The organism is Pseudomonas sp. 13B_3.2_Bac1 (assembly GCF_025466205.1).
Taxonomy (GTDB): domain Bacteria; phylum Pseudomonadota; class Gammaproteobacteria; order Pseudomonadales; family Pseudomonadaceae; genus Aquipseudomonas; species Aquipseudomonas fluorescens_H.
The window spans coordinates 137,551-161,695 of record NZ_JANLOG010000046.1; the positions used below are offsets into that span (position 1 = coordinate 137,551).

Genomic DNA, 24,145 nt, shown 5'->3' on the forward strand with positions numbered 1-24,145 from the left:
GAGGCTTACAACATCGGCTTGCCGCCGGTGACGCCGTAGCGCTGACCGGTGATGTAACTGGCTTCATCAGAGGCCAGCAGCACATAGATCGGCGCCACTTCCACCGGTTGTCCGGGGCGACCGAGCGGGGTTTCGCTGCCGAAATTCTGTACTTCTTCATCGGGCATGGTCGAAACGATCAGCGGCGTCCAGATCGGCCCGGGGGCCACGCAGTTCACGCGGATTTCTTTCGGCCCGAGTATCTGCGCCAGCCCACCGGTGAAGTTGGCAATCGCGCCTTTGGTGGTGGCATAGGCGAGCAGGGTCGGTTTGGGCATGTCCGAGTTGATCGAGCTGGTGTTAATGATCGACGCACCGGGGCGCATGTGTTTGATCGCCGCCTGACACAGGCGGAAAATCGCCGTGATGTTGACGTCGAAGGTCATCACCCATTCTTCGTCGGGGATTTCCTCGAAGGTTTCATGGGTCATCTGGAACGCAGCGTTGTTGACCAGAATATCGATGCGCCCGAAGCGTTCGACGGTCTTGTCTACCAGTGCCTGGCAGTGAGCCTTTTGCGCCAGATCGCCGGACAGCAACAGGCACTGACGGCCTGCCTGTTCAACCCAGCGTGCGGTCTCTTTGGCGTCTTCATGTTCATTCAGATAAGCCACGACCACATCGGCGCCTTCACGGGCGAAGGCAATCGCCACCGCGCGACCGATGCCGCTGTCGGCACCGGTGATCAGCGCGATCTTGCCGGACAGTCGCCCGGAACCGACGTAGCTTTGTTCGCCGCAATCGGGGTAGGGCTGCATTTTGCTTTGCAAACCCGGCACGGCTTGAGCTTGCGTGGGGAAGGGTGGTTTTGGGTAGTCGGTCATCACAAATCTCCGAGGTCTCAGGGCAGGTATGGGCGGTTGACCCGGACGGTTTGCCGTGAGTTCGATCGGATTTGCGCTGCATTTTTTGCGATGGCAATGCAAAACCCTGTGGGAGCGGGCTTGCTCGCGAATACGGTGTTTCAGCCGACATCAAGGTTGACTGAACCAACGCTTTCGCGAGCAAGCTCGCTCCCACAGGGGGCTCTACTGTGGATTCAGGTATTGCGGTTGTTCAGGGCGCGCTCCATGCGGCTGATGCCTTCTTCAAGCAACGACCGTGGGCAGCCGAAGTTCAGGCGCACGAACTGTTGGTGCTGATCACCGAAATCCACCCCGGCGCTCAGACCGACCTTGGCCTGTTCGAGGAAGAACTGCTGCGGATTGCCCAGCTCCAGCGCCGAGCAATCGAGCCACGCCAGATACGTCCCTTGCGGCACATTGATGGTCACACCCGGCAAGCGGCTGCGCACCGCGTCCACCAGCCAGTCACGGTTGGCCTGCAGATAGGTTTTCAGTTCGGCCAGCCACGGCGCGCCTTCGCTGTAGGCGACGCGGGTGGCTTCCATGCCCAACGGATTGACGCTATCGACCATGCCACAACGTGCATGGTTGACGCGCTCGCGCAGGGCGGCGTCCTGGATGATCATGAACGAGGTTTTGAGGCCGGCGATGTTGTAGGCCTTGCTGGCGGACATCAGGGTGATGGTGCGCTTGGCGATTTCCGGGCTGAGGGAGGCGGTCGGAACATGTACGCGGCCGTCGAAGCACAGCTCGGCGTGGATCTCGTCGGAGATGATCCAGGCGTCCTGTGCCGCACAGATATCCGCCACCGCTTGCAGCTCTTCACGAGCAAACACTTTGCCGATTGGGTTGTGCGGGTTGCTCAGGAGCAGGGCACCGCCACCGTTCAGCGATTCGCGCAGGGTCTCCAGCGGCGTGGCGTAAGTGCCATCGGCCTGGGCGACGAATTCCAGCTCGACCTTGTTCAGCCCCCAATGCCCCGGTGCATGCCGCAGCGGCGGGTAGTTCGGCACCTGCACCACGACGTTCTGCTGCGGTTGCACCAGCGCTTTCAAAGCCATGTTGAAACCGGATTCAACGCCCGGCAGGAAGATCAGCTCCTGCGGTTTGACCCGCCAGGCGAACTTGTTCCACAGGTCGGCGACGATGGCTTCACGCAGATTGTCCTGCGCCACGCTGTAACCCACCAGCGGGTGCAACAGGCGCTGCTGCAATGCCTCGATGATCACCGGAGGCGCGGCGAAATCCATATCAGCGACCCACATCGGCAACACATCGGCCGGGTAGCGGCTCCACTTGGTGCTGCCGGTGTTGTGGCGGTCGAATACCTGATCAAAATCGAAAGTCATGCGCGGTCTCGTGAAGGCGGGATGGGTCCTGCCGGGCATTCTAAGCCCTACGCGATCCTTGTGGGAGCTGGCTTGCCAGCGATGGCGTCGTCACTGTCGCTATTAGTGTTGACTGATCCACCGCTTTCGCTGGCAAGCCAGCTCCCACAGGGTTTTTGCGTTTGTTGGCGGATGTACCGACAAACGGCCGACGGTCGGTTTTCACACAGAACGTGTGGTCATTGTCTACAGTGAAAAAACCGGCAGGCATTCTGCCGTAACCGTGTTTGTCCAGAAAAAGCCCGGCTCAAGTACCGGGTTCCACCTGATCAGGAGTGCACGATGGATCTCAGCCGTCGTCAATTCTTCAAGGTCGCCGGTATCGGCCTTGCAGGCTCTAGCCTGGGCGCGTTGGGCATGGCCCCGACGCCGGCCTTCGCCGAGCAGGTGCGTCACTTCAAGCTTGCCCACACCCATGAAACCCGCAACACCTGCCCGTATTGCTCGGTCGGTTGCGGGTTGATCATGTACAGCCAGGGCGATGCCGCGAAGAACGTCGCGCAAAACATCATCCACATCGAGGGCGACGCCGACCACCCGGTCAACCGCGGCACCCTGTGTCCAAAAGGCGCAGGCCTGCTGGACTTCATTCACAGCCCGGGCCGCTTGCTGTATCCGCAAACGCGCAAGCCCGGCAGCAGCGAATGGACCCGGATCAGCTGGGATGAAGCGCTGGATCGCATCGCCGACCTGATGAAGGCCGACCGCGACGCCAACTTCATCGAGAAGAACGACAGCGGGCAAACGGTCAATCGCTGGCTCACCACCGGATTCCTCGCCGCGTCCGCAGCGTCCAACGAAGCGGGCTACATCACCCAGAAGGTGATTCGCAGTCTCGGCATGCTGGGGTTCGATAACCAGGCGCGTGTCTGACACGGCCCGACGGTGGCAAGTCTTGCCCCGACGTACGGCCGTGGTGCCATGACCAATACCTGGACCGATATCGCCAACGCGAATCTGATCCTGGTGATGGGCGGCAACGCAGCAGAAGCGCATCCGTGCGGCTTCAAATGGGTGACCGAGGCCAAGGCGCATAACGCTGCCCGGCTGATCGTGGTCGACCCGCGTTTTACCCGGACCGCTTCGGTGGCCGACTATTACGCGCCGATCCGCACCGGTACCGACATCGCCTTCATGGGCGGGTTGATCAATTACCTGCTGACCCAGGACAAGATCCAGCACGAATACGTGCGCAATTACACCGACGTCTCGTTCATCGTCAAAGCCGGCTATGGCTTTGAAGACGGCATCTTCAGCGGCTATGACGCAGCCAAGCGCAGCTACACCGACAAATCCGGCTGGGGTTACGAGCTGGGTGAAGACGGCTTCGTCAAGGTCGACCCGACCCTGCAGGATCCGCAGTGCGTCTATCAATTGATGAAGCAGCATTACAGCCGCTACAACATTGATCTGGCGAGCCAGATCTGCGGCATGCCGGTCGATGCGATGCAGAAAATCTGGGATGAGATTGCCACGTGCTCCACGCCCGGCAAGACCATGACCATTCTCTATGCGCTCGGCTGGACGCAGCATTCGATCGGCGCACAGATCATCCGCAGCGCGGCGATGGTGCAACTGCTGCTGGGCAACGTCGGCATGCCCGGCGGTGGCGTTAACGCGTTGCGCGGGCACTCGAACATTCAGGGCCTGACCGACCTCGGGTTGCTGTCCAACTCGTTGCCGGGCTATCTGACGCTGGGTGGCGATGGCGAGCAGGACTACAACGCCTTCATCAAAAAACGCACGCAAATGCCGTTGCGTCCGGGGCAACTGTCCTACTGGCAGAACTACAGCAAATTCCACGTCAGTCTGATGAAGTCGTGGTACGGCGCCAACGCCACGCTGGAGAACAACTGGAATTACGACTATCTGCCGAAACTCGACATCCCCAACTACGACGTCCTGAAGATGTTCGACCTGATGAGTCAGGGCAAGGTCAACGGCTACATGTGCCAGGGCTTCAACCCGATCGCTGCGTTGCCCGACAAGAACCGGGTGATGGGCGCGCTGGCCAAGCTCAAGTGGCTGGTGGTGATGGATCCGCTGGCCACCGAGACCTCGGAGTTCTGGCACAACGTCGGGCCGTACAACGACGTGAAAAGCGCCGAGATCCAGACCGAAGTGATTCGCCTGCCGACCACCTGCTTTGCCGAGGAGGACGGTTCGCTGGTTAACAGCAGCCGCTGGCTGCAATGGCACTGGAAGGGCGCCGACGGCCCGGGCGAAGCGCAGACCGACATCCGCATCATGAGCGAATTGTTCCTGCGCCTGCGCAAGCGTTATCAGGCCGAGGGTGGCAAGTTCGCCGATCCGCTGCTGAAACTGTCGTGGCCATACAAGATCCCGGACGAGCCTTCGCCGGAGGAACTGGCCAAGGAGATCAATGGCAGCGCCATGGCCGACTTCACCGACGCCAGCGGTGCGACGGTCAAGGCCGGCTCGCAACTGGCCGCGTTCGCTCAGCTCAAGGATGACGGCAGCACCGCCTCCGGCTGCTGGATTTTCGCCGGCAGCTGGACCGAGGCCGGTAACCAGATGGCCCGGCGCGACAACGCCGACCCGTATGGCATGCACCAGCATCTGGGCTGGGCCTGGGCGTGGCCGGCCAACCGGAGGATTCTCTATAACCGCGCTTCGGCGGATGTCTCGGGCAAACCGTGGGATCCGAAAAAGCGCCTCGTATGGTGGAACGGCAAGGCCTGGGGTGGCACCGATGTGCCGGACTACAAGGCCGATGTGCCGCCGGAAGCCGGGATGAACCCGTTCATCATGAACCCCGAGGGCGTCGCACGGTTTTTCGCCGTCGACAAGATGAACGAGGGGCCATTCCCCGAGCACTACGAGCCGTTCGAAACGCCGATCGGCATCAATCCGCTGCACCCGCAAAACAAGAAAGCCACCAGCAACCCGGCGGCGCGGATCTTCGATTCGGTCTGGGAAAGCCTCGGCGAAGCCAAGGACTTCCCGTACGCCGGCACCAGTTACCGGCTGACCGAGCACTTCCACTTCTGGAGCAAGCATTGCAAATTGAATGCGATTGCCCAGCCCGAGCAGTTCGTCGAAATCGGCGAAGTGCTGGCGAAGGAGAAGGGCATCGCCGCCGGAGATCGGGTGCGGGTCAGCTGCAAGCGCGGGTTCATCGAGGCGGTGGCGGTGGTGACCAAACGCATCCGGCCGCTGCAGGTCAACGGCCAGGTGGTGCATCAGATCGGCATCCCGCTGCACTGGGGATTCACCGGTCAGACGCGTCACGGTTACCTGACCAACACCCTGGTGCCGTTCCTCGGCGATGGCAACACACAGACCCCGGAATCCAAGTCATTCCTGGTCAACGTGGAGAAACTGTAAATGGCCAGCCAAGACATCATTGCCCGCTCGGCCACCACCACGGTGCCGCCCTCGGTGAGAAATCAGCAGGAAGTCGCCAAGCTGATCGACACCACCAAATGCATCGGCTGCAAGGCCTGCCAGGTCGCCTGCTCGGAATGGAACGAGCTGCGCGACGAGGTTGGCCACAACCACGGCACCTACGACAACCCGCAGGACCTGAGCGCAGAAACCTGGACCCTGATGCGCTTCACCGAACACGAAACCGATGCCGGCAACCTGGAGTGGCTGATCCGCAAGGACGGCTGCATGCACTGCGCCGAGCCGGGGTGCCTCGCGGCATGCCCAAGTCCCGGGGCGATCATCAAGCACGCCAACGGCATCGTCGATTTCGATCAGGATCACTGCATCGGTTGCGGCTACTGCATCACCGGTTGCCCGTTCAATATTCCGCGGATTTCGCAGAAGGATCACAAGGCTTATAAGTGCACCTTGTGTTCTGACCGCGTCGCGGTAGGGCTGGAACCGGCGTGCGTGAAAACCTGTCCGACCGGGGCCATCGTCTTCGGCAGCAAGGAAGACATGAAGGAACACGCCGCCGAACGCATCGTCGACCTGAAAAGCCGTGGCTTCGACAACGCCGGTCTGTACGACCCGGAAGGCGTCGGCGGCACTCATGTGATGTACGTGTTGCACCACGCCGACACGCCGAAGATCTACGCCGGGTTGCCGGATGCGCCGGCCATCAGTCCGCTGGTGGGCCTGTGGAAAGGCATCAGCAAACCGCTCGGCCTGCTGGCGATGGGCGCGGCGGTGCTGGCCGGGTTCTTCCACTACGTGCGCATCGGGCCGAACCGTACCGAGGAGGATGACCATCCGACGCCGCCCGATACCTCGGTGCATGTTGTCGATCCGGCGGTGCACACCTTCGATCCACGCGGGGAGGACCGGCCATGAGCAACAAGACGATCCTGCGCTACACCGCCAACCAGCGCACCAATCACTGGCTGGTGGCGATTCTGTTCTTCATGGCCGGGCTGTCCGGGCTGGCGTTGTTTCATCCGTCGATGTTCTGGCTGACCAACCTGTTTGGCGGCGGGCCGTGGACGCGGATTCTGCACCCGTTCATGGGCGTGCTGATGTTCGTGTTGTTCCTCGGCCTGGTGTTCCGCTTCTGGCGCGCGAACTTCTTCATCGACAACGATTGGAAGTGGATGCGCCGCATCGATCGGGTGCTGGTCAACGATGAAGAAAGCGTACCGCCGGTGGGCAAGTACAACGCCGGGCAGAAGATGCTGTTCTGGACTTTACTGCTGTGCATGCTCGGTTTGCTGTTCACCGGGCTGGTGATCTGGCGTGCGTATTTCAGCGCGTACTTCGGCATCACCGCGATCCGCTGGGCCATGCTGTTGCATGCACTGGCCGGGTTTGTGCTGATCCTCAGCATCATCGTGCACATCTACGCCGGGCTATGGATCAAGGGTTCGGTGGACGCAATGCTGCATGGCTGGGTCAGCCGCGCCTGGGCGAAGAAGCACCACGAACTCTGGTATCGCGACATCACCCGCGATGAACGCAATCCGGACGTGCCGGAGCGACCGATCACCAAAAAGGGCTGACTTTTGGCAACCATTCTTGAACCCGGGGAAATCGAAGCTGCGGCCAGCTCGCCGCCGTTTCTGTACCTGCCACCGCACAACCTGTTTACTTTGCGCGCCCAGCGGCTGGAGCAATTGGCCGAAGGGCATCCGCTGGCCGATTATCTGCAGCTGATTGCCGGATTGTGCCGGGCTCAGCAGCAGGTGATGGACGAGCCGCCCTTGACGGTGCCAATCGACGTGCAACGCCTTGAAGTCTGTCAGCGCCACGGCTTGCCGCCATTTGCCGCCGATACGCTGGTGCGCGAGGACGGCTGGCAGGCGTATCTGGATGCTTTGCTGCAACGCTATGTGCCATCGGAACAGCCGGCGGTGCTCGACGCGTTGGCCACGCTGCGGGAGGCCAGTGCCGGCCAGTTGCGTGCGTGGGCGGTGGCGCTGGTCAGCGGCCAGTATTCAATGGTGCCGGCGGCGCTGGTGCCGTTTCTCGGCGCCGGGCTGCAAGCGGCGTGGAGCCACTGGCTGCTCAGCGCAGCGAACCTGCAACTGAAACCCGGCGACAGCCTCAGCCAGTGCCCGGGCTGCGGTTCGCCGGCGATGGCCGGGGTGATCCGCCATCGCGGCAAACACAATGGTCTGCGCTATCTGGTGTGTTCGCTGTGCGCCTGCGAATGGCACGTGGTGCGGGTCAAGTGCGTGTATTGCGAGTCGAGCAAAGGCCTCGATTACCTGAGCCTGGAGGACGATCGCCACGCCGCCAATCAGGCGCCGATTCGCGCGGAGGTCTGCCCGGGCTGCAACAGCTACCTGAAACTGGTCTATCTGGAGAACGATGCCGAAGGCGAAGCGTTGTCGGCGGATCTCAGCAGCCTGCTGCTCGACATGCGTCTGGCGCAGGACGGTTTTCAGCGTCTGGCACCGAATCTGATGCTGGCGCCGGGAGACGAATGAACAGAGCGTCTACACTCCTGAAAAACTTGTGAGAGGGGTTTGCTCCCGAAGGGGCCGTGTCAGTCAGATCATTTGTGGCTGACTCACCGCATTCGCGAGCAAGCCCGCTCCCACAATTGGGGGCCGGTGTGCTGTATTTAGACGCGTTGCGTCAGGTCATGCCGGAGAGTCTTGTTTTCGGGAGTGGCTGATGTCTTCGAGTGTTGCCCTGCGGTTGCCTTCCATTGATGGTTTGTTGCGTCACCCGGCCTGTCTGCCGCTGGCCGAGCGTTATGGTCGTGAGGCGTTGCTGAGCGGCTTGCGGCAGTTGCTTGATGAGCTGCGGCTCAGCGTGTTGCAAGGTCAACTGTCTGCCATTGAAATCAGCCCCGAAGTGCTCGCCGGCCGCGTCGGCGAGCGCCTGACCCAGCAACAGCGCAGTAACGTTCGGCGGGTGTTCAACCTGACCGGCACGGTGCTGCACACCAACCTCGGCCGCGCCTTGCTGCCCGAAGAGGCCATCGAAGCGGTGCAAATGGCCGCACGTTACCCGCTCAATCTGGAATTCGATCTGGCCAGCGGCAAGCGCGGTGATCGCGATGATCTGATCGAAGGCCTGATCCGCGAACTGACCGGGGCCGAGGCCGTCACTGTGGTCAACAACAATGCCGCTGCGGTGCTGCTGACGCTCAACAGCCTGGGCGCGCGCAAGGAAGGCATCATCTCGCGCGGCGAACTGATCGAGATCGGCGGCGCGTTCCGCATTCCCGACATCATGGCCCGCGCCGGGGTGCGTCTGCATGAAGTCGGCACCACCAACCGCACCCACGCCCGCGACTACGAAGCAGCGATCAGCCCGCGCAGCGGCTTGATCATGCGCGTGCATGCGAGCAACTACAGCATCGAAGGCTTTACCGCTCGTGTACCCACCGCCGAGCTGGCCGAACTGGCTCATCGGCATGGCTTGCCGCTGCTTGAGGATCTCGGCAGCGGCAGTCTGTTGGACCTGACCCGTTGGGGCCTGCCAGCGGAACCCACGGTGCGCCAGGCGTTGCTGGAGGGTGCGGACATCGTCACTTTCAGCGGCGACAAATTGCTCGGCGGGCCGCAGGCCGGGTTGATTGTCGGGCGCAAAGACCTGATCGCGAAGATCAAGAAAAATCCGTTGAAGCGTGCTTTGCGGGTCGACAAGTTAACCCTGGCCGCTCTGGAGGCGGTGCTGGGTCTGTATCGCGACCCGGATCGCCTCGTTGAACGTCTGCCGAGCCTGCGGCTGTTGACTCGCCCGCAAGCCGAAATCCTCGCACAAGCGGAGCGCCTGCTACCGGCACTCTTACAGGTCATCGGCGAACCGTGGAATGTCAGTGCAGTGAAAGCGCTGGGCATGATCGGCAGCGGCAGCCAACCGGTAGCGCGGTTGCCGAGTGCAGCGCTTTGCCTGCGCCCGCAGGTATCGAAACGCTTGCGCGGGCGTTTTCTGCTGAATCTGGAAGCGGCGTTGCGCGCCTTGCCGATCCCGGTGCTCGGGCGCATTGACGACGATGCGCTGTGGCTCGATCTAAGGCAACTCGACGACGAAGCGGCGTGGCTGGCGCAGTTGCCGCAGTTGCAGGTCGAGTCGTGATCGTCGGCACCGCCGGGCACATCGACCACGGCAAAACCTCGTTGCTGCAAGCCCTGACCGGACAAACCGGCGACCGCCGGCCGCAGGAGCGCGAGCGCGGAATGACCATCGACCTCGGCTATCTCTATGCGGAGCTGGAACCCGGTGCCGGGCTGACCGGGTTCATCGACGTGCCGGGCCACGAGAAATTCACCCACAACATGCTCGCTGGCGCGCAGGGCATCGATCTGGTGTTGCTGGTGGTGGCGGCGGACGACGGGGTGATGCCGCAGACCCGTGAGCATCTGGCAATTGTTCAGTTGCTGGGCATTCCCCGGGCGCTGGTAGCGATTACCAAATGCGATCGGGTTGAAGCGGGCAGGGTGGAGGAGGTGCAGCGGCAGATTCTCGATCTGCTCGAAGCCGGGCCATTCGCCGATGCGCCGACGCTGGCGGTGTCGAGCGTGACCGGGCAGGGCGTCGATGGACTGCGCCAGAGCTTGCTGCAGACCCAGGGTGATGTGCATCAGCGCAGCCGCGAAGGTGGTTTTCGCCTGGCCATTGATCGCGCCTTCAGCGTGGCGGGCGCCGGGATTGTGGTGACTGGCACGGCGTTGTCGGGGACGGTTTCCGTCGGGGATAAACTGACCCTCGGGCCATCCGGTAAAGCGCTGCGAGTGCGTGGCTTGCATGCGCAAAACACAGTCGCTGAACAGGCCTTCGCCGGACAACGAGTGGCGTTGAATATCAGCGGCGAGCGACTGACATTGGAACAGATCCATCGCGGCCAATGGCTTTTGGCGGACTGGCTGTTCGCACCGACGCAACGCGTGGACATCGAATTTCAACTGTTGCCCGGCGAGCGTACCTTCGAACATTTCCACCCGGTCCACGTGCATCTCGGCACCCATGACGTCATCGCCCGCGTCGCGTTGCTCGAAGGCACGCGCCTGCTACCTGGCGAGCGCATGTTCGCGCAACTGTTGATCAACACGCCGGTGCACGCGGTGAAGGGCGATCGCGTGATCCTGCGCGACCAGAGCGCGCAACGCACCCTCGGCGGAGGTCAGATACTCGACCCGTTCGCCCCGGCCCGCCAGCGCCGCAGCCCGGAACGGCTGGCGCAACTGCAAGCGCTGGCCCGCAGCGACAGTCTTGAACAGGCTCTGCCGGTGTTGCTCAACCACAGTGCTGGCGGCCTCGATCCGCAACGGCTGGAGCGTCAGTTCAATCGCCCGCGTGAGGGCTGGTCGCTACCGGCCAACGTGCGCCTGATCGACACCCGCCAAGGCCCGGTGTTGTTCAATCTGCAGCGCTGGGGACAACTGAAGTTCACGGTGCTGGAGCAACTGGCGAAGTTTCATGAGCTGGAGCCCGACCAGATGGGCCCGGACCGCGACCGTTTGCGGCGCTTCAGTGGTCTGGCGCTGGAGCGTTCGACTTTTGTCAGCCTGCTGGAAGAACTGCGTGCTGCCGGGTCGATCAACGCCAGCGGGCCGTGGCTGCATCTGCCCGATCATCAGGTGCGGTTGAATGCTGAAGACGAAACCCTGTGGCAGCAGATGCAACCGCTGTTCGAACAGGCCGGTTTCGATCCGCCGTGGGTGCGCGACGTTGCCAAAACGCTTGGTACGGAGGATGCCGTGGTGCGTCTGCTGCTGCGCAAACTGGCGCGGTTGGGGTTGATGCACCAGGTGGTGCGCGACCTGTTTCTGTCTGACGGGCAACTGCGGCGCATGGCCGACATTCTGTTGCAACTGGAGCAGGAAAATCCGTCGATCCAGGTGACAACGTTCCGTGATGCGCTAGGCTTGGGACGCAAACGTTGTATTCAGTACCTGGAATACTTCGACCGCCTCGGCCTGACCCGGCGCATCGGCGAATCTCGCGTGATCCGCCACGACAACGCGCTGGCCAGTGCCGACGCACCCTGAGTTCAAAGGAAGGCAATCGCGCCCGGTGGCGCGGCCGGGCTTCAAACCCGGTTGGGGACGGCATCCGTTCCCGGGCAGGTTCGACTCCGGCTGCCTTCCGCCAATTACTCTCGTGCTCGCCGCCGTGATGCTCGCTGTGGCGGCGCAAAGCCAACGGTCAAGGCTGATAGGGAATCAGCTTGTCCTTCTCCAACTCTTCCAGAAACTGATCCAGCATCTGCTGCTTGTTCTTGTTGTCCGGGATCGGCACGTACCAAGCCAACACGCTCCAGCCTTCGCGGGAATAGTTATAGGTCTTGAGCAGTTTTCCGTCCTTGAAGACCGAGCCGCGCAAGTTGTTCTGGTAGTGATAAGGCACAGGGAGGGTGAACAGGGTCAGGACATTGAACATGGCCAGATAATGGGTTTCGCCCGACCACGGCTGGGTAATCAGCAGGCTGTAGCCGTTGCGGGTGTAACCGCCGTCGAGCATGGAAAACGCGCCGGAGTTTTTCAGTGCAGAAATGGTTTCGCCCTGGCGATATTCTTCGTGCCGGGTAGTGGCCTGACCCAGGCTCAACGTCACCGGCACATAGGCTTGCGTGGCGTGATAATCGAGGGGCGGCAGGGTGTTGGCGCAACCGCCGAGTGCCATTAGCGCACTGAGCAGGGCGCCGGTCTTGATCCAGGGCAGCTTCATTGGGCACTCCCAACGACAGGGATCAACCGGTCATGTTGAACGTCCTGGGCGAAGGCCCGGGCAATACGGCTGAGGTTCTGTCCTTCCAACTCGCCACCCTGATCGAGCAACCAGGTGTATTTCCGGGTGTTATTGCGATAGGTGTACTGCTTGAGGCGCTTGTCGCCTTGATACACCGAGAACTCGGCCTGCGTGTCGTATTCCTTCGAAAGCGGCAGCATGAACAATGTGGCACAACTCAACAACACCACCGGGAACGGCGGGAACTCGCGTTGCATGTTCAATTTGACTTGGACGTTGTACGCATCGTTTTGGCCGGACCCGGTTTCGACGTTACGAAATACGCCAGTTTCGCGCAGATGATTGCGCAACGACGAAGACTGCAGAGGGTCGTCGATCATGACGTGGATCGGTGCCAGATAATCCTGTCCGTCGGCCAGTGTGCGCTCTGGCAAGGTGTTGGTGGCGGTACAACCGGCCAGCAGAGCGACGGTGGCAAGCGTGGTGACTTTTTTCATGGTTTGATGTCCGCGGCAACACCCGGCGGGGTATCGGCAAAAATATAGGGTTCGGCGCTTTTCAGATCGAGCTTCAGTGATTGCAGAGGTGGTAGTCCGGGAACCTGGCGCTGGGCGATCACGGCGTCGCGGGCGCGCTGATCGCGCCAGAGGAAGGTGCAGCCGATGCCGTTGAGGCAGAGCGAGCGATATTCACCCATGTAATAGGCTTTTCCGGCTTCAAGACGCAGCGGGAGGTTGAATTTCTCGCGCGCTTCCATCGAACTGTAAACGGTGCCAAGCCCCGGCGTGTATCGCGCAGAGAAGAACTGGAAATCGTAGAACTCGTAGTCGCCCGGTTTCAAAGCAAGGACGAAGACACTCGCGGCACCGCTGCCGTCCTGAATATCCTGCGGCGTTGAATAGGCACCGGCCATTTTCCAGATACCGGCAGCGCCGTACTGGGAACCACGTTTGCGAATAAACAGGCGTTGGTTATCCGCCGGAGACAGTTTGAGCGAGCGCGGCCCGATGGACCCGATCAAATAAGCCACAGGCTCGTTGGCCTTGGCCTGCAATGGTTCGCTGACCCACGACGCGCTTTGGGTGATACAACCACTGAGCAGCGAGGCCAGCAGGCCGGCGGCCACTATTTTGAAGACATGAAACATGAACATCCCTGAATCTGCGTGATTGATGACGTTCAGTTGCGAAGGCCAATCAAAGCCTTCCTGGCCAAACGTTTTTGCGGGGCGCGCAGACTAAGTGATGTAGTGGCATTTGGCTAGCCAATAACGCAGGTCGGCTTGCGTCCGCCAATGATGCAATGTTCAAAATGTCACTCAATCCACTAGTTGGAGCGAGCCTGCTGGCGATGGCCGGTGGATCATTAACCTCAAAGTCGGCTGATCGGCCGCCATCGCGAGCAGGCTCACTCCTACAGGGGATCGGGTTTTCAGGCGGGCGGGTCGAGGTTGTCGAGGGCGCGGTTGACGGTCAGTTCGCCGAGCATCACGACTTGCTGAATGCCCAGCAGGGTGTTGCGGTAGGGGGCATCCAGCAAACCGGCGAAATCACTGAGCATGACGCTGGCCGAGGCCAGCGATTCACTGGCGTGTACCAGCAGGGTTTCGTTGTCGGCGGCGGGATTGACGTGGAACAGGTTGCTGGATTGGCGGGTGATGTCTGGTGTGGGCGGTTTGAGGTAATGGTCGAGGGCGCGGTCGGCGGCTTCGTGGAGTTTTTTCGAGTCGAGGGATTCGTACGGCGAGATCGGGTCTGACATCGGCGGGTTGGGCGTTACCTTGAACATGGTGAAGCTCCTATTAGCAATGGAGCCGCCATAACCCGTCGCTAAACAGGTAAGGGTGGCGGCTGTACGCGGGTTAGCGAACCGGAAATAGGCACCCGGTAGACCCGGAGGTCTCCCGCATACAGCCACCATAGCGAAATCACAGACACGGAATCTGTAATGAAGCTTGAAATGCTGAGTGCGCCTATTTGAACCCGAGTCGCTAAACCCGATCGCTGAATGAGTCAGCGACCCGGAAACGATAGAGACCCGCTCCAAAGCGCACAAGCCGGCGGATTCTGGCGTAGCCGTAGGCAACGACGCAAGGATGTGTAGGCTGCGAGAGTGTCTGCAAGTGTTGCTTAAACAAGGCTGTTTAGCGCAGCACAAATCCCCTGTGGGAGCGGCGGTGCGACGACTCCCACAATGGGCAATGGGTTTCGGGTTTCGGGTTACAACACGCCATACTCGCGCGCTGTGCGATCTACCGCGATGCGCGTCTTGTCGACCAATTCATCCAGCTCCACCCGTGTGGCGATCAGCGCCGGGGCCATGATCATCCGCCCCAGCGTCGAACGAATGATCAAGCCTTCCTCGAACCCGATGGTCCGGCAGCGCCAGGCGATGTCGTTCTCGTTGGCAAAGCGCTTGCGGGTGGCTTTGTCTTCGGCGAACTGCAATGCCGCCACCAGCCCGACACCCTGAACCTCACCCACCAGCGGATGGTTGCCGAACACCTCACGCAGGCAGTTCTGCAGGTACGGGCCGGTGTCGTTTTTCACCTGAGTGACCACGCCTTCATCGCGAAGCGCCTTGAGGTTGGCAATCGCCACCGCAGCCGCCACCGGATGGCCGGAGTAGGTCAGACCGTGGGCGAACACGCCGCCTTTTTCCACCAGCGCCTCGGCCATGCGTCGCGACAGGATCAGCCCGCCCATGGGGATGTAGCCGGAGGTCAGGCCCTTGGCGATGGACAGGGTGTCCGGTTCAAAACCGAAGGCCTGGTGCGCGAACCATTCGCCAGTGCGGCCGAAACCGCCGATGACTTCGTCGGCGCACAGCAGCACGTCGTACTTACGGCAGATGCGCTGAATTTCCGGCCAATAGGTGGCGGGAGGAATAATCATGCCGCCAGCGCCCTGGAACGGTTCGGCGACAAACGCAGCGACTTTGTCGGCGCCCAGTTCGAGGATCTTGTCTTCCAGTTGCCGCGCCGCTTGCAGGCCGAACTCCTCCGGGCTGAGGTTGCCTGCGTGGGCGAACCAGTACGGTTCGTCGATGTGCGCGACGTCGGGGATGGTGCCGCCCATCTCGTGCATGAATTTCATGCCGCCCAGCGCCGTCGCGGCGAGGGTCGAGCCGTGGTAGCCGTTCCAGCGGCCGATCATGATTTTCTTCTCGGGCTGGCCCATCACCTGCCAGAACTTGCGCACGGTGCGGATCAGCACTTCGTTGGCTTCGGAACCGGAGTTGGTATAGATCGCGTGGCTGTAGTGCTTGGGCAACAGGCTGAACAGCAGCTCGGAGAGCTCGATCACCTGCGGGTGAGTGGTGTGGAAGAACATGTTGTAGTAGGGCAGTTGTTGCAGCTGCGCGGTGGCAGCGGCGGCCAGATCCTTGCGCCCGTAACCGAGGTTGGTGCACCACAGGCCGGACATGCCGTCCAGATAGCGATTGCCGTCGTTGTCCCACAGCGCCAGGCGATCACCGCTGACCATCACCCGCGGGCCTTCCTCGTTGAGGGCCTTCTGGTCGACGAACGCGTGAATGTGGTGGGCGGCGTCAGCGGCCTGGTAATCGCGGGTGCTGCGGGTCGGATCGAATTCGGCGGACATGGCGGTTCTCCAGAGAAACGGGGCAAGTGGGTGCGCGTTCATTCCAGCGGTGCACGGTCAATATTTGTCACTTAAAAATATTTTTGTAAAGAAAATATTTGTCGGTGAAAAAAGAAATCCGTAGGCTGACGCCCATCAGCAACACAGGACACCAGCACCATGAGCGGGCTCAGAGAACGGCAAAAGGAACAGCGCAGGGAAGTCATTGCGCAAGCAGCGCTGGAGCTGTTCATCAGCAACGGCTTCGGCGCTACCACGCTGGAGCAGATCGCCAATCAGGCCGGGGTTTCCGCGCCGACGGTGGTCAACTATTTCGGCGGCAAACAGGAGATTTTGCTGGCGTTGCTCAAGCAACCGGACGAGCAGGCGATGCGCGACGCCCGGGCCAATCTGGATGACGACAGCGATCCACTGGAGGCGTTGTGCGAGTTCGAAGGGCTGATGACCCGTTACCAGTTGCAGGCCATGCCGGCATCACTCTGGCGGGAACTGGCGCCGTTTCTGTTTTCCGGCGAACTGGCGCAGGCCCTGGAGCCGTGGAATGCGGCGGTGATCGAGGAAACCAAGGCATTGCTGGTGCACTTCCAGACCCTCGGCAAAGTGCGCGAGTCGGTCGATATCGACGTGGCGGCAACGCTGTTTAATCAGTACGCGAACCTGGCGTTCATCCGTCTGGCGACCGAGCCTGAGCCGGATCGGGCTGCACACGCCGAACACATGCGCGGTGTTCTGAGTCTGCTGTGTCACGGCATGCTCGCGCATTGAATGCATCTTGGGAAAAGGCCTACAGACGCTAAACCCGCGCGCCCCTCAACATTCCTCTGCTGCAACTCACCTGGCCAGACCGGGTGGGGCAGCAGTGACTCCCATATGCAGCTTGCAGATGGGCGTCAGTAATTGAGCCGCCATGAAGGCGGCGCATCGACAATTATAGGAATCCAGTATGAAAAGCATTTTCAAGGCAACGATCGCCATCACTGTTGTCACCGGCGTCGCACTGCTGTCGGGCTGCACCGGCCAGGTCTACAACCAACCGAAGAATTGCACCTACGATTACCTGTTCCACCCATCGGTTTCGGTCTCGAAAATCATTGGTGGCTGCGGTCCGGTAGACAAGCTGCCGCAATAAGCGCAGCGGTCTGACCTGAACCCTCCGTTACGCAATGGGCGGAGGGTTCTACGAGCCTTTCGGCAACCACGGTTGCATCTGCTGCAGCAACCCGCGTCCGCCACGACGCAGTCCGGCCGCCAGGGTCAGCCACGACAGTTCGGTCATGATCACCTCAGAAGTGTGCAGCAAGCGCACTTCGCCAGCCGTGCCACCGGCCGTTCCGCCATCCGGCATGTACACCGTCATCCAGTCGCCGACGCTCTCCACCACCAGACACAGACGCCAGCCTTGTTCTTCGGCAATCATGCCGACCTTCGCACCGTCGGGAGTCTCCATCCCCGCAAACCGCGCAGTGGTGTCCTTGAGCAACTGGTAACCGGGCAGGTTGCTCAACACCTTGTCGCCGGTGGCTTCAATCGCTCGTGCCGCCGTCGAAGTCCGGGCCAGCAGCCCGGCAAGAAAACACAGCACAATCAAGCCGAATAACGTAGCCAGCGTGATCAGGGTCACGCCGGCAATGTCGTGCCCGGCAAACATCGGCAGCAGCTTTTCCACGGGGCCACGCAACAGGTGAATGGCTTTTTCCAGCAGGACGAAAATCAGCACCAAAGGCAGAATGAACAGCAACCCGCCAATCACGGTGGTTTTGATGAACTTGAACATGGCAGCTCCTTGCCGAATTCCTTCAGTGACAGAAACCAAGGCTAGCTGATTAAAATGCCGAGGCCGACTGGTGGCGAACAAGGAGCAGGGCGCATGAGCGTACCGGATCAACAAGCATGGCAGCCGTGGACGCCCGAGCAATTGGCGCAACGCCTGAAACACGTCTCGCGCCCGTGGTGCGTGGTGGGCGGATGGGCGCTGGATTTATGGCTGGGCCGGCCAACCCGTGCGCACAGCGATCTGGAGTTCACCCTCCTGCGGGACGACTTTCAGCGCTTCCGGCAAGCGCTGGCCGAGCTGGACTTCTATACCGTCCGGGACGGTGAACTGGCGTTTTTACCAGTGGGGCAGACGCCAGGCGCGGAGATTTTTCAGGTGTGGGGATATGATGCCGTTGCCCATGTCTGGCGAGTAGATCTGATGCTTGAATCTGGCACGACCGATACGTGGGTCTATAAAAGAGATCCGTCGATTGTCTATCCACGCGCGGCGATGGTGGCAATGAGTGATACGGGGACTCCCTATCTCAGGCCTGCGGCGATTCTGCTGTTCAAGGCCAAATACACGCGTCCCAAGGATCAAACCGATTTCAGTCAGGCATTGCCGAATTTATCTCGCGAAGACCGGCAATGGCTGGTGCAACATCTGGCTCGGTTGCATCCCGAGCATGAGTGGATTCAACGATTGCAAACGACTGAAAAATACTCCCGACCCAACGAATGAACTGTGGCGAGGGAGCTTGCTCCCGCTGGGGCGCGAAGCGGCCCCGCTGTTGAGGAGGACTGCTATGCAGTCCAGCGGGAGCAAGCTCCCTCGCCACAAAATGTCTAGCGGCGGATCGCCAGGTATGCCTGGCCCAGGTCGCCGGCCCAACCATCGAGAACAGCCTTGACGTCATCGGCAGTCAGCACCTGCTTGTCGTTTTCCAGTGGCATTCCGGTGCCTTTGCCCACGACTTCGGCGACCACTTCGCCGGTCGAGCCGTCTTCGAAGGAGACTTCGGTGGTGATTTCGCTGTCCTGATCGCGAATGCCGGTGGCGGTGCTCACACCCGCAGCGACCAGCGTCACCGGTAGCCATTCATAAAAGCGCAGGCCCTGGGTGCTGGCGGCCACCCGGGTGATCGCCGGTCTGACGGTCAGCGTATTCGGGCCTGGCCTGGATACCAGTTGTGCCACCTTGCCCAGTTCGAGCCGCAGGGCCGCGTCGTAGTAATCGGTCACACCGGAAAGCGTGCTGAGCGGAATCCGTTGAGTCGGCTCGGTCTTGGGGTAAATCTGGCTGGGCGCCAGGTACACCTGAGTGTAACGCCCCCGGGCCAATGCCGGGCTGACCCAGCTCAGAACAGGCTGCCCTGAAGGCGACTGGCGTTCGCTCAGCACGCTGTAGTCACGCAGAAAACCGCGAGGCTTCTCGGGTTCGACCTTTTTATTGCTGCAGGCCGACATACTCAAGGACGCGGTGCAGAGCAAGGTCATCAGGCAATGACTTCTCATCGGGCCAATCCTTGCCCGGCCGACGGGGTATTGTCCGAGCATTCGATGTGCAGCCGGCCGTGGCTCATGATCCATTGGATCAGGTCGGCGGTCGGAATCGAATGCACGTACTCCACCCATTGCGAATCAGCCGGGCCGTACTGTTCGAAATAGCGGCGCAGGACGATACGGCTTTGATCATCTGACAGGCCCAGGCAAAACTCCTGGAACAACAGCGGCGTATCCTGCTCAGGCGCGGTGGTGCGCTGGCTGAGAATCAACGGATAGCGGGCGTCGTGGCCCTCGGCGGTATAACAGTTGTGCAATGCGCTCATTGAATGCCCCCGGTTGTCGATGGCGTGCAGGGTGCCTGAGGGGTTTTGCCGCAGAATGTCCGCTTGATGTCCGGGGCGAAGGAATGTTGCTCGATTGAAATATATGACCCGCCCGCCAGAATAGTTTTAGATGCGTTCTTTTTTTGGCCTGAGGATCCTGTGCCCGTGAGCAGACTGCTGATCGTCGACGATGACGTGGAAATTCTCGCCCTGCTGAAGAAGTTCTTCGTCCAGCACGCCTACGAGGTCGATGTCGCCGCCGACGGCGCAGCGATGTGGGCGGCGATTGCGCAGCAGCGCCCGGACACGATCATTCTCGACCTGATGCTGCCCGGCGAAGGTGGCCTGAGTCTGTGCCAGAAAGTGCGTGCGCAGATGGGCATTCCGATCATCATGCTGACCGCCATGGGCGAGTTGAGCGACCGGATTGTCGGCCTCGAACTGGGCGCCGATGACTACGTCACCAAACCGTTCGCCCCGCGTGAATTGCTGGCTCGCCTGCGCGCCGTGCAGCGTCGCGCCGGTGAGCAGGTCAGCCCCGCGAGCGAGCCGTCACGGCCGGTGATCGCCTTCGCCGGTTGGCATCTGGACATCACCTGTCGCGAGCTGCGCTCCCCGGAAAACGTGATGATTCCGCTGTCCGGTGGCGAGTTCGATCTGCTGGTGGTGTTTCTCGAACACCCGCAGCGCATCCTCACCCGCGAGCAACTGATCGACTTGTCTCGCGGTCAGGGCCACGACGCCTTTGATCGCAGCATCGACGTGCAGGTCAGCCGCCTGCGCCGCAAGATCGAACCGGACAGCAAGCGCCCGGATCTGATTCGCACGGTGCGCAACGGCGGTTATATGTTCACGGCCAAGGTTACTCGCGCATGATCCGCCGGTTCTTGCGGCGCGACCCGCTGAGTCGGCGGATCGCCCTGACCATCGTTGCCGCCATGCTCGCTTCGCTGGCACTCAATTTTCTGTTCGTGGAGGTTGCCGGGACCTGGGCGCGGCCACCGATTGAACGCACCGGGTTGCTGGAGCAGATTGCCGCGACCGTCAAAGTGATCGAGGCTGCACCGGCGCCTTTACGCCCGAAACTGGCGCACGCGGCAACCGGCCCGACGCAGGAGGTGACCTGGAGTGCGCACCGCGACGAACTCGGATTGCCCTCGGGTGGCACGCAGCTCATCGCCGACAAGACGTCCGGGTTGCATCAGTTGTTGGGCGATGAGCGAGACATTCGGGTGTTCAATCCCGCTGACTGGCCGAGCGGCAGTCCGCTGGCGCGCTATGCGGCGTTGATTCAACTGCCGGATGCCAGTTGGCTGCTGTTCTCCTCGCCCGAGCGCTCCTGGGGCCTGGACATCGGCACGCGCATCGCAATCATCATCGCTTTGGGCCTGATCGCCACCGTGCTGGTGGCCTGGCTTGCCACGCAGCAACTGGCCAAGCCGCTGCAGCGTTTCGCCAGCGCCGCCCGCCGCTTTGGCGGTGATCTGCGCGCGCCGCCGATCAACGTCGAAGGCCCGGACGAGATCCGCCAGGCGATCATCGCGTTCAACACCATGCAGGCGCAGATTCAGCACTACATCAGCGAGCGCACGCACATGCTGGCGTCGATTTCCCACGATTTGCGTGCACCGTTGACCCGCATGCGCCTGCGCAGCGAGTTCATGGAGGATCTCGATCACCAGAGCAAACTGATCCGCGACATCGAAGAAATGCAGTCGATGATCAACGCGGCACTGGCGTTCTTTCGTGAAGACACCCAGCCGGAGCAAGCCACCGCGTTCGACCTGTCGGAGTTGCTGCAGACCATCATCGACGACTACCGCGACCAGAACATCGCGATCGATTTCAACGGCCCGGCGCATCTGGTCTACGAGGGCCGGCCGCTGGGGATCAAGCGGGTGATCGTCAATCTGCTGGAAAACGCCGAGAAGTACGCGCAGCAGCCCGCCATCGCTCTGAGCAGCGACGGCTACAGCGTCTGCATCGACGTCAGCGACGATGGGCCGGGGATTCCCGAAGCGTCGTTGCAGCGGGTGTTCGATCCGTTTTTCCGCCTGGAAACTTCGCGCAACCGTGAAACCGGTGGTGTCGGGCTCGGGTTGTCGGCGGCACGGGCAATCGTGCGCGAGCAGGGCGGCGAACTGACGTTGAGCAATCGCAGCAGCGGTGGCTTGCGAGCTCGAGTTGAATTGCCTTTGTAATATGTTGAAACATTTGGCCGTGACGAGCGGTCAACAGGACACATTCACTGCAAGAAGCGTCCATGAAAACCCCACGGCCCTCCGCTCGTCTTGAACCACTGTCGCAACTGCGCAATTTGAAAATGGCTCGCTCCGCCCACGCTTACGTTCGCGGCAGCACGGTGCAGTTTTACCAGTGGCTGCACAGCCAGCCTGGGCGCAGCCTGCCGCAGGGCCCGGCGGTGTGGATCTGCGGTGATTGTCACGCCGGAAATCTGGGGCCGACGGGGGATTTGAAGGGACGCATCGACATCCACATCCGCGACCTTGATCAAACGGTGATCGGCAACCCGGCGCATGATCTGGTGCGCCTGGCGCTGTCCCTGGCCACTGCCGCCCGTGGCTCGGATCTGCCCGGCGTGGCCACCGCGCGCATGCTGGAAGAGATGATGCGCGGCTACGAGCAGGCGTTCGAAGACGATGTCGACAAAGAGCCGCCAAGACCCGCGCAAGTGAAGGCCGGCATGCGCAGCGCCGTGCAGCGCACGTGGAAGCATCTGGCGCAGGAACGCATCGAGAACACCAAACCGACCATTCCGCTGGGCAAGCATTTCTGGTCGCTGTCACGTGAAGAACGCAGCGCGCTGAAGACCCTTTGCGCCACCCCGGACCTGCACACGCTGGTGACGTCATTAAAGGGCCGCTCCAAGGATGACCGCGTGAAAATGCTCGATTCAGCCTATTGGGTCAAAGGCTGCAGCTCGCTGGGGCTCAAGCGTTATGCGGTGTTGCTGGGTGTGGGCGAGGGCGACGATCAGGAATATTGCCTGCTGGATATCAAGGAGGCAGTTGCCGCCGCCGCACCTCGTGTAGCCCGCGCCGCGATGCCTCGCGACAACGGCAAACGCGTGGTCGAAGGTGCGCGTTTTCTCTCGCCAGGCCTGGGCAACCGGATGATCGCCACCCGGGTGCTCGACCATGGCTTCTTCATTCGCGAACTGCTGCCACAAGACATGAAACTGGAACTGGATGAGTTGAGCCAGACCGACGCGATGCTCGCCGCCGGGTATCTCGCCCGAGTAGTGGGGCTGGCCCATGCCCGGCAGATGGACATGAGCACTCGGGCTTCGTGGATGCGTGAGCTGCAAGCGTGTCGCTCGAAGACCCTGGATGCGCCTTCGTGGCTGTGGACCAGTGTCGTGCAGTTGGTTGGCAATCATGAAAAAGGCTATCTGGAGCATTGCCGGCGTTATGCGCTGCAGCACTGACCAGACCCACTGAAAACCTAACGGGCCAGCCCTTCCAGGGCGATTGTCACGGTGTTCGTTTGCCGAGGCCCGGCCAGCGGGGCATTGGTCTGACTGCGATAAGCGTTCGGGCTGCAGCCCAAATGCTTCTGAAAGGCTCGGCGCATGCGTTCTTCCCGACCAAAGCCAACGGTTTCGGCGATTCGCTTGATCGGCTCGCGGGTGGTCTTGAGCAACCAGGTCGCCGCCTCCAGGCGCAGGTTCTCCACGGCTTGCGCCGGAGTCTCACCGGTCGCGGCGACATAGGCGCGAGCAAAGTGCCGCGGGCTCATGCCGAACTGCTCGGCCAGCCGCTCCACGCGCAAATCACCGTTCAGATTCGCCGCAATCCAGCCATGCAAACGTGCCAGACGTACATCCGGATCGGTGCGCAGCGCCTTGGACTGGGCGTTGAGTGAAGCACTGAGTTGCGGTTGCTCGGCGCTGCGCCACAAAAACACCGTGAAGTAGCGCGCCAGCGCCAACGCCGCGTGGGCGCCCAGATCCTGTTCGACCAGGCCGAGCGCCAGGTCGATACCCGCCGTGGCGCCGCCGCAGGTCCAGAGGTTGCCGTCATGCAGGTAAAGCGCATCGGTCTGGCATTGCACCGACGGATAACGCGCCTGCAACTCATCGGCGAACTTCCAGTGGGTCACCACCTTGCGGCCATCCAGCAGTCCCGAGGCGGCGAGGGCAAAGCTGCCGGTACCGATCGAGCAGAGCCGGCGGATGTCTGGTGCGCGACGGCGCAACCAGTCGCAGGCTTGCTGGTCGGCTTCCAGCGCGGCCATGCCGGGGCCGCCCGCGACGATCAACGTGTCGATCAACGCAGCCATCTGGTCGATCTGCTCAAGTGAACAGGTCGTCACGGTAATGCCCGAGATCGACATGACCTGGCCACCCTGCGGTGAAGCGACCAGCAACCGATAGGGCGGATTTGCCGTGAAGTCTCCGGCCAGCACTCGCGGTATCGCGGCAAACACCTCAAGTGGCCCCGCCGCATTGAGCAACAGCAGATCATCGAACGCCAATACCACGACGGTGCGCGGGATGTCCGACATGGCAGCAAAGGAGGGGTGTTTGGCATGGAGCGGCACGGCGGGCCTCGACATACTGAAATCAATGCACA

23 protein-coding genes and 1 tRNA gene are annotated in these 24,145 nt (G+C 61.5%); 13 read left to right on the forward strand and 11 right to left on the reverse strand.

Annotated elements, in window-relative coordinates:
* Nucleotides 1–5: 5 nt before the first annotated feature.
* Nucleotides 6–863, reverse strand: a complete 858-nt coding sequence (locus NTD85_RS07185; protein WP_262141809.1) for a glucose 1-dehydrogenase — start codon at nt 861–863, stop codon at nt 6–8.
* A 215-nt stretch (nt 864–1,078) separates the two neighbouring features.
* Nucleotides 1,079–2,233, reverse strand: a complete 1,155-nt coding sequence (locus NTD85_RS07190) for a MalY/PatB family protein (protein ID WP_262141810.1) — start codon at nt 2,231–2,233, stop codon at nt 1,079–1,081.
* A 321-nt stretch (nt 2,234–2,554) separates the two neighbouring features.
* Between NTD85_RS07190 and fdnG the strand changes: the two genes are divergently transcribed.
* From fdnG to NTD85_RS07225, 7 genes are all read left to right on the forward strand, one after another.
* Nucleotides 2,555–5,620: a formate dehydrogenase-N subunit alpha gene (gene fdnG / locus NTD85_RS07195; protein ID WP_262141811.1), complete on the forward strand. Its 3,066-nt coding sequence runs from the start codon at nt 2,555–2,557 to the stop codon at nt 5,618–5,620.
* Nucleotides 5,621–6,556, forward strand: coding sequence for a formate dehydrogenase subunit beta (fdxH, locus tag NTD85_RS07200; protein WP_003224976.1), 936 nt, complete (start codon nt 5,621–5,623; stop codon nt 6,554–6,556). It abuts the gene before it with no gap.
* A complete protein-coding gene (locus NTD85_RS07205) occupies nt 6,553–7,218 on the forward strand; it encodes a formate dehydrogenase subunit gamma (protein WP_262141812.1) in 666 nt (221 codons plus the stop codon). The genes fdxH and NTD85_RS07205 overlap by 4 nt, the downstream gene beginning before the upstream one ends.
* 3 nt (nt 7,219–7,221) lie before the next feature.
* Nucleotides 7,222–8,148 carry a formate dehydrogenase accessory protein FdhE gene (fdhE, locus tag NTD85_RS07210; protein WP_262141813.1) on the forward strand — a complete coding sequence of 309 codons (927 nt, stop codon included), beginning with the start codon at nt 7,222–7,224 and terminating at the stop codon, nt 8,146–8,148.
* A 190-nt stretch (nt 8,149–8,338) separates the two neighbouring features.
* Nucleotides 8,339–9,751: an L-seryl-tRNA(Sec) selenium transferase gene (gene selA, locus NTD85_RS07215; protein WP_262141814.1), complete on the forward strand. Its 1,413-nt coding sequence runs from the start codon at nt 8,339–8,341 to the stop codon at nt 9,749–9,751.
* Nucleotides 9,748–11,664: a selenocysteine-specific translation elongation factor gene (selB, locus tag NTD85_RS07220; RefSeq protein WP_262141873.1), complete on the forward strand. Its 1,917-nt coding sequence runs from the start codon at nt 9,748–9,750 to the stop codon at nt 11,662–11,664. Before selA ends, selB begins: the two co-directional genes overlap by 4 nt.
* A 7-nt stretch (nt 11,665–11,671) precedes the next feature.
* Nucleotides 11,672–11,767, forward strand: a tRNA-Sec gene (locus tag NTD85_RS07225).
* A gap of 54 nt (nt 11,768–11,821) precedes the next feature.
* On the opposite strand, the gene NTD85_RS07230 is transcribed toward NTD85_RS07225, so the two are convergent.
* The 5 genes from NTD85_RS07230 to NTD85_RS07250 all read right to left on the reverse strand — a co-directional run bounded on the left by NTD85_RS07230 (nt 11,822) and on the right by NTD85_RS07250 (nt 15,966).
* Entirely contained in the window at nt 11,822–12,343 is a 522-nt protein-coding gene (locus NTD85_RS07230) for a hypothetical protein (RefSeq protein WP_262141815.1), read from the reverse strand.
* The gene (locus tag NTD85_RS07235; protein ID WP_262141816.1) at nt 12,340–12,861 is read right to left on the reverse strand and encodes a hypothetical protein; all 522 of its coding nucleotides are present in this window, start codon (nt 12,859–12,861) and stop codon (nt 12,340–12,342) included. Before NTD85_RS07235 ends, NTD85_RS07230 begins: the two co-directional genes overlap by 4 nt.
* Nucleotides 12,858–13,511, reverse strand: a complete 654-nt coding sequence (locus NTD85_RS07240) for a hypothetical protein (protein WP_262141817.1) — start codon at nt 13,509–13,511, stop codon at nt 12,858–12,860. The genes NTD85_RS07235 and NTD85_RS07240 overlap by 4 nt, the downstream gene beginning before the upstream one ends.
* Before the next feature lie 284 nt (nt 13,512–13,795).
* Nucleotides 13,796–14,152 carry a DUF6124 family protein gene (locus tag NTD85_RS07245; RefSeq protein WP_201137643.1) on the reverse strand — a complete coding sequence of 119 codons (357 nt, stop codon included), beginning with the start codon at nt 14,150–14,152 and terminating at the stop codon, nt 13,796–13,798.
* Nucleotides 14,153–14,583: 431 nt separating this feature from the next.
* Complete coding sequence (locus tag NTD85_RS07250; protein ID WP_262141818.1) at nt 14,584–15,966, reverse strand: aspartate aminotransferase family protein; 1,383 nt, start codon at nt 15,964–15,966, stop codon at nt 14,584–14,586.
* A 159-nt stretch (nt 15,967–16,125) separates the two neighbouring features.
* Between NTD85_RS07250 and NTD85_RS07255 the strand changes: the two genes are divergently transcribed.
* Both NTD85_RS07255 and NTD85_RS07260 read left to right on the forward strand, forming a co-directional pair.
* Entirely contained in the window at nt 16,126–16,731 is a 606-nt protein-coding gene (locus NTD85_RS07255) for a TetR/AcrR family transcriptional regulator (protein WP_045122457.1), read from the forward strand.
* A gap of 178 nt (nt 16,732–16,909) precedes the next feature.
* Nucleotides 16,910–17,095 (forward strand): YhfL family protein, encoded by a 186-nt coding sequence (locus NTD85_RS07260; protein ID WP_003224965.1) that lies wholly within the window; start codon nt 16,910–16,912, stop codon nt 17,093–17,095.
* A 48-nt stretch (nt 17,096–17,143) separates the two neighbouring features.
* Here the strand turns inward: NTD85_RS07260 and NTD85_RS07265 are convergent, their stop codons facing one another.
* Nucleotides 17,144–17,740, reverse strand: a complete 597-nt coding sequence (locus tag NTD85_RS07265; protein WP_262141819.1) for a hypothetical protein — start codon at nt 17,738–17,740, stop codon at nt 17,144–17,146.
* Between the two features lie 93 nt (nt 17,741–17,833).
* Here NTD85_RS07265 and NTD85_RS07270 point away from each other — a divergent pair, with 93 nt between their 5' ends.
* Complete coding sequence (locus NTD85_RS07270) at nt 17,834–18,463, forward strand: nucleotidyltransferase domain-containing protein (protein WP_262141820.1); 630 nt, start codon at nt 17,834–17,836, stop codon at nt 18,461–18,463.
* A gap of 104 nt (nt 18,464–18,567) precedes the next feature.
* Here NTD85_RS07270 and NTD85_RS07275 read toward each other — a convergent pair whose 3' ends face one another.
* On the reverse strand, nt 18,568–19,236 hold the full coding sequence (locus tag NTD85_RS07275) for a DUF3313 domain-containing protein (RefSeq protein ID WP_262141821.1): 669 nt from the start codon (nt 19,234–19,236) through the stop codon (nt 18,568–18,570).
* Nucleotides 19,233–19,550, reverse strand: a complete 318-nt coding sequence (locus tag NTD85_RS07280; RefSeq protein ID WP_262141822.1) for a hypothetical protein — start codon at nt 19,548–19,550, stop codon at nt 19,233–19,235. Before NTD85_RS07280 ends, NTD85_RS07275 begins: the two co-directional genes overlap by 4 nt.
* Nucleotides 19,551–19,715: 165 nt before the next feature.
* Here NTD85_RS07280 and NTD85_RS07285 point away from each other — a divergent pair, with 165 nt between their 5' ends.
* The 3 genes from NTD85_RS07285 (at nt 19,716) to NTD85_RS07295 (ending at nt 22,998) form a co-directional block, all read left to right on the forward strand.
* Nucleotides 19,716–20,426, forward strand: coding sequence for a response regulator (locus NTD85_RS07285; RefSeq protein WP_047597252.1), 711 nt, complete (start codon nt 19,716–19,718; stop codon nt 20,424–20,426).
* Nucleotides 20,423–21,751 carry an ATP-binding protein gene (locus tag NTD85_RS07290; RefSeq protein ID WP_262141823.1) on the forward strand — a complete coding sequence of 443 codons (1,329 nt, stop codon included), beginning with the start codon at nt 20,423–20,425 and terminating at the stop codon, nt 21,749–21,751. Before NTD85_RS07285 ends, NTD85_RS07290 begins: the two co-directional genes overlap by 4 nt.
* Nucleotides 21,752–21,813: 62 nt before the next feature.
* Nucleotides 21,814–22,998, forward strand: coding sequence for a DUF2252 domain-containing protein (locus NTD85_RS07295; RefSeq protein WP_262141824.1), 1,185 nt, complete (start codon nt 21,814–21,816; stop codon nt 22,996–22,998).
* A 17-nt stretch (nt 22,999–23,015) separates the two neighbouring features.
* Here the strand turns inward: NTD85_RS07295 and NTD85_RS07300 are convergent, their stop codons facing one another.
* Nucleotides 23,016–24,128, reverse strand: coding sequence for a GlxA family transcriptional regulator (locus tag NTD85_RS07300; protein WP_262141825.1), 1,113 nt, complete (start codon nt 24,126–24,128; stop codon nt 23,016–23,018).
* Nucleotides 24,129–24,145: the final 17 nt, after the last annotated feature.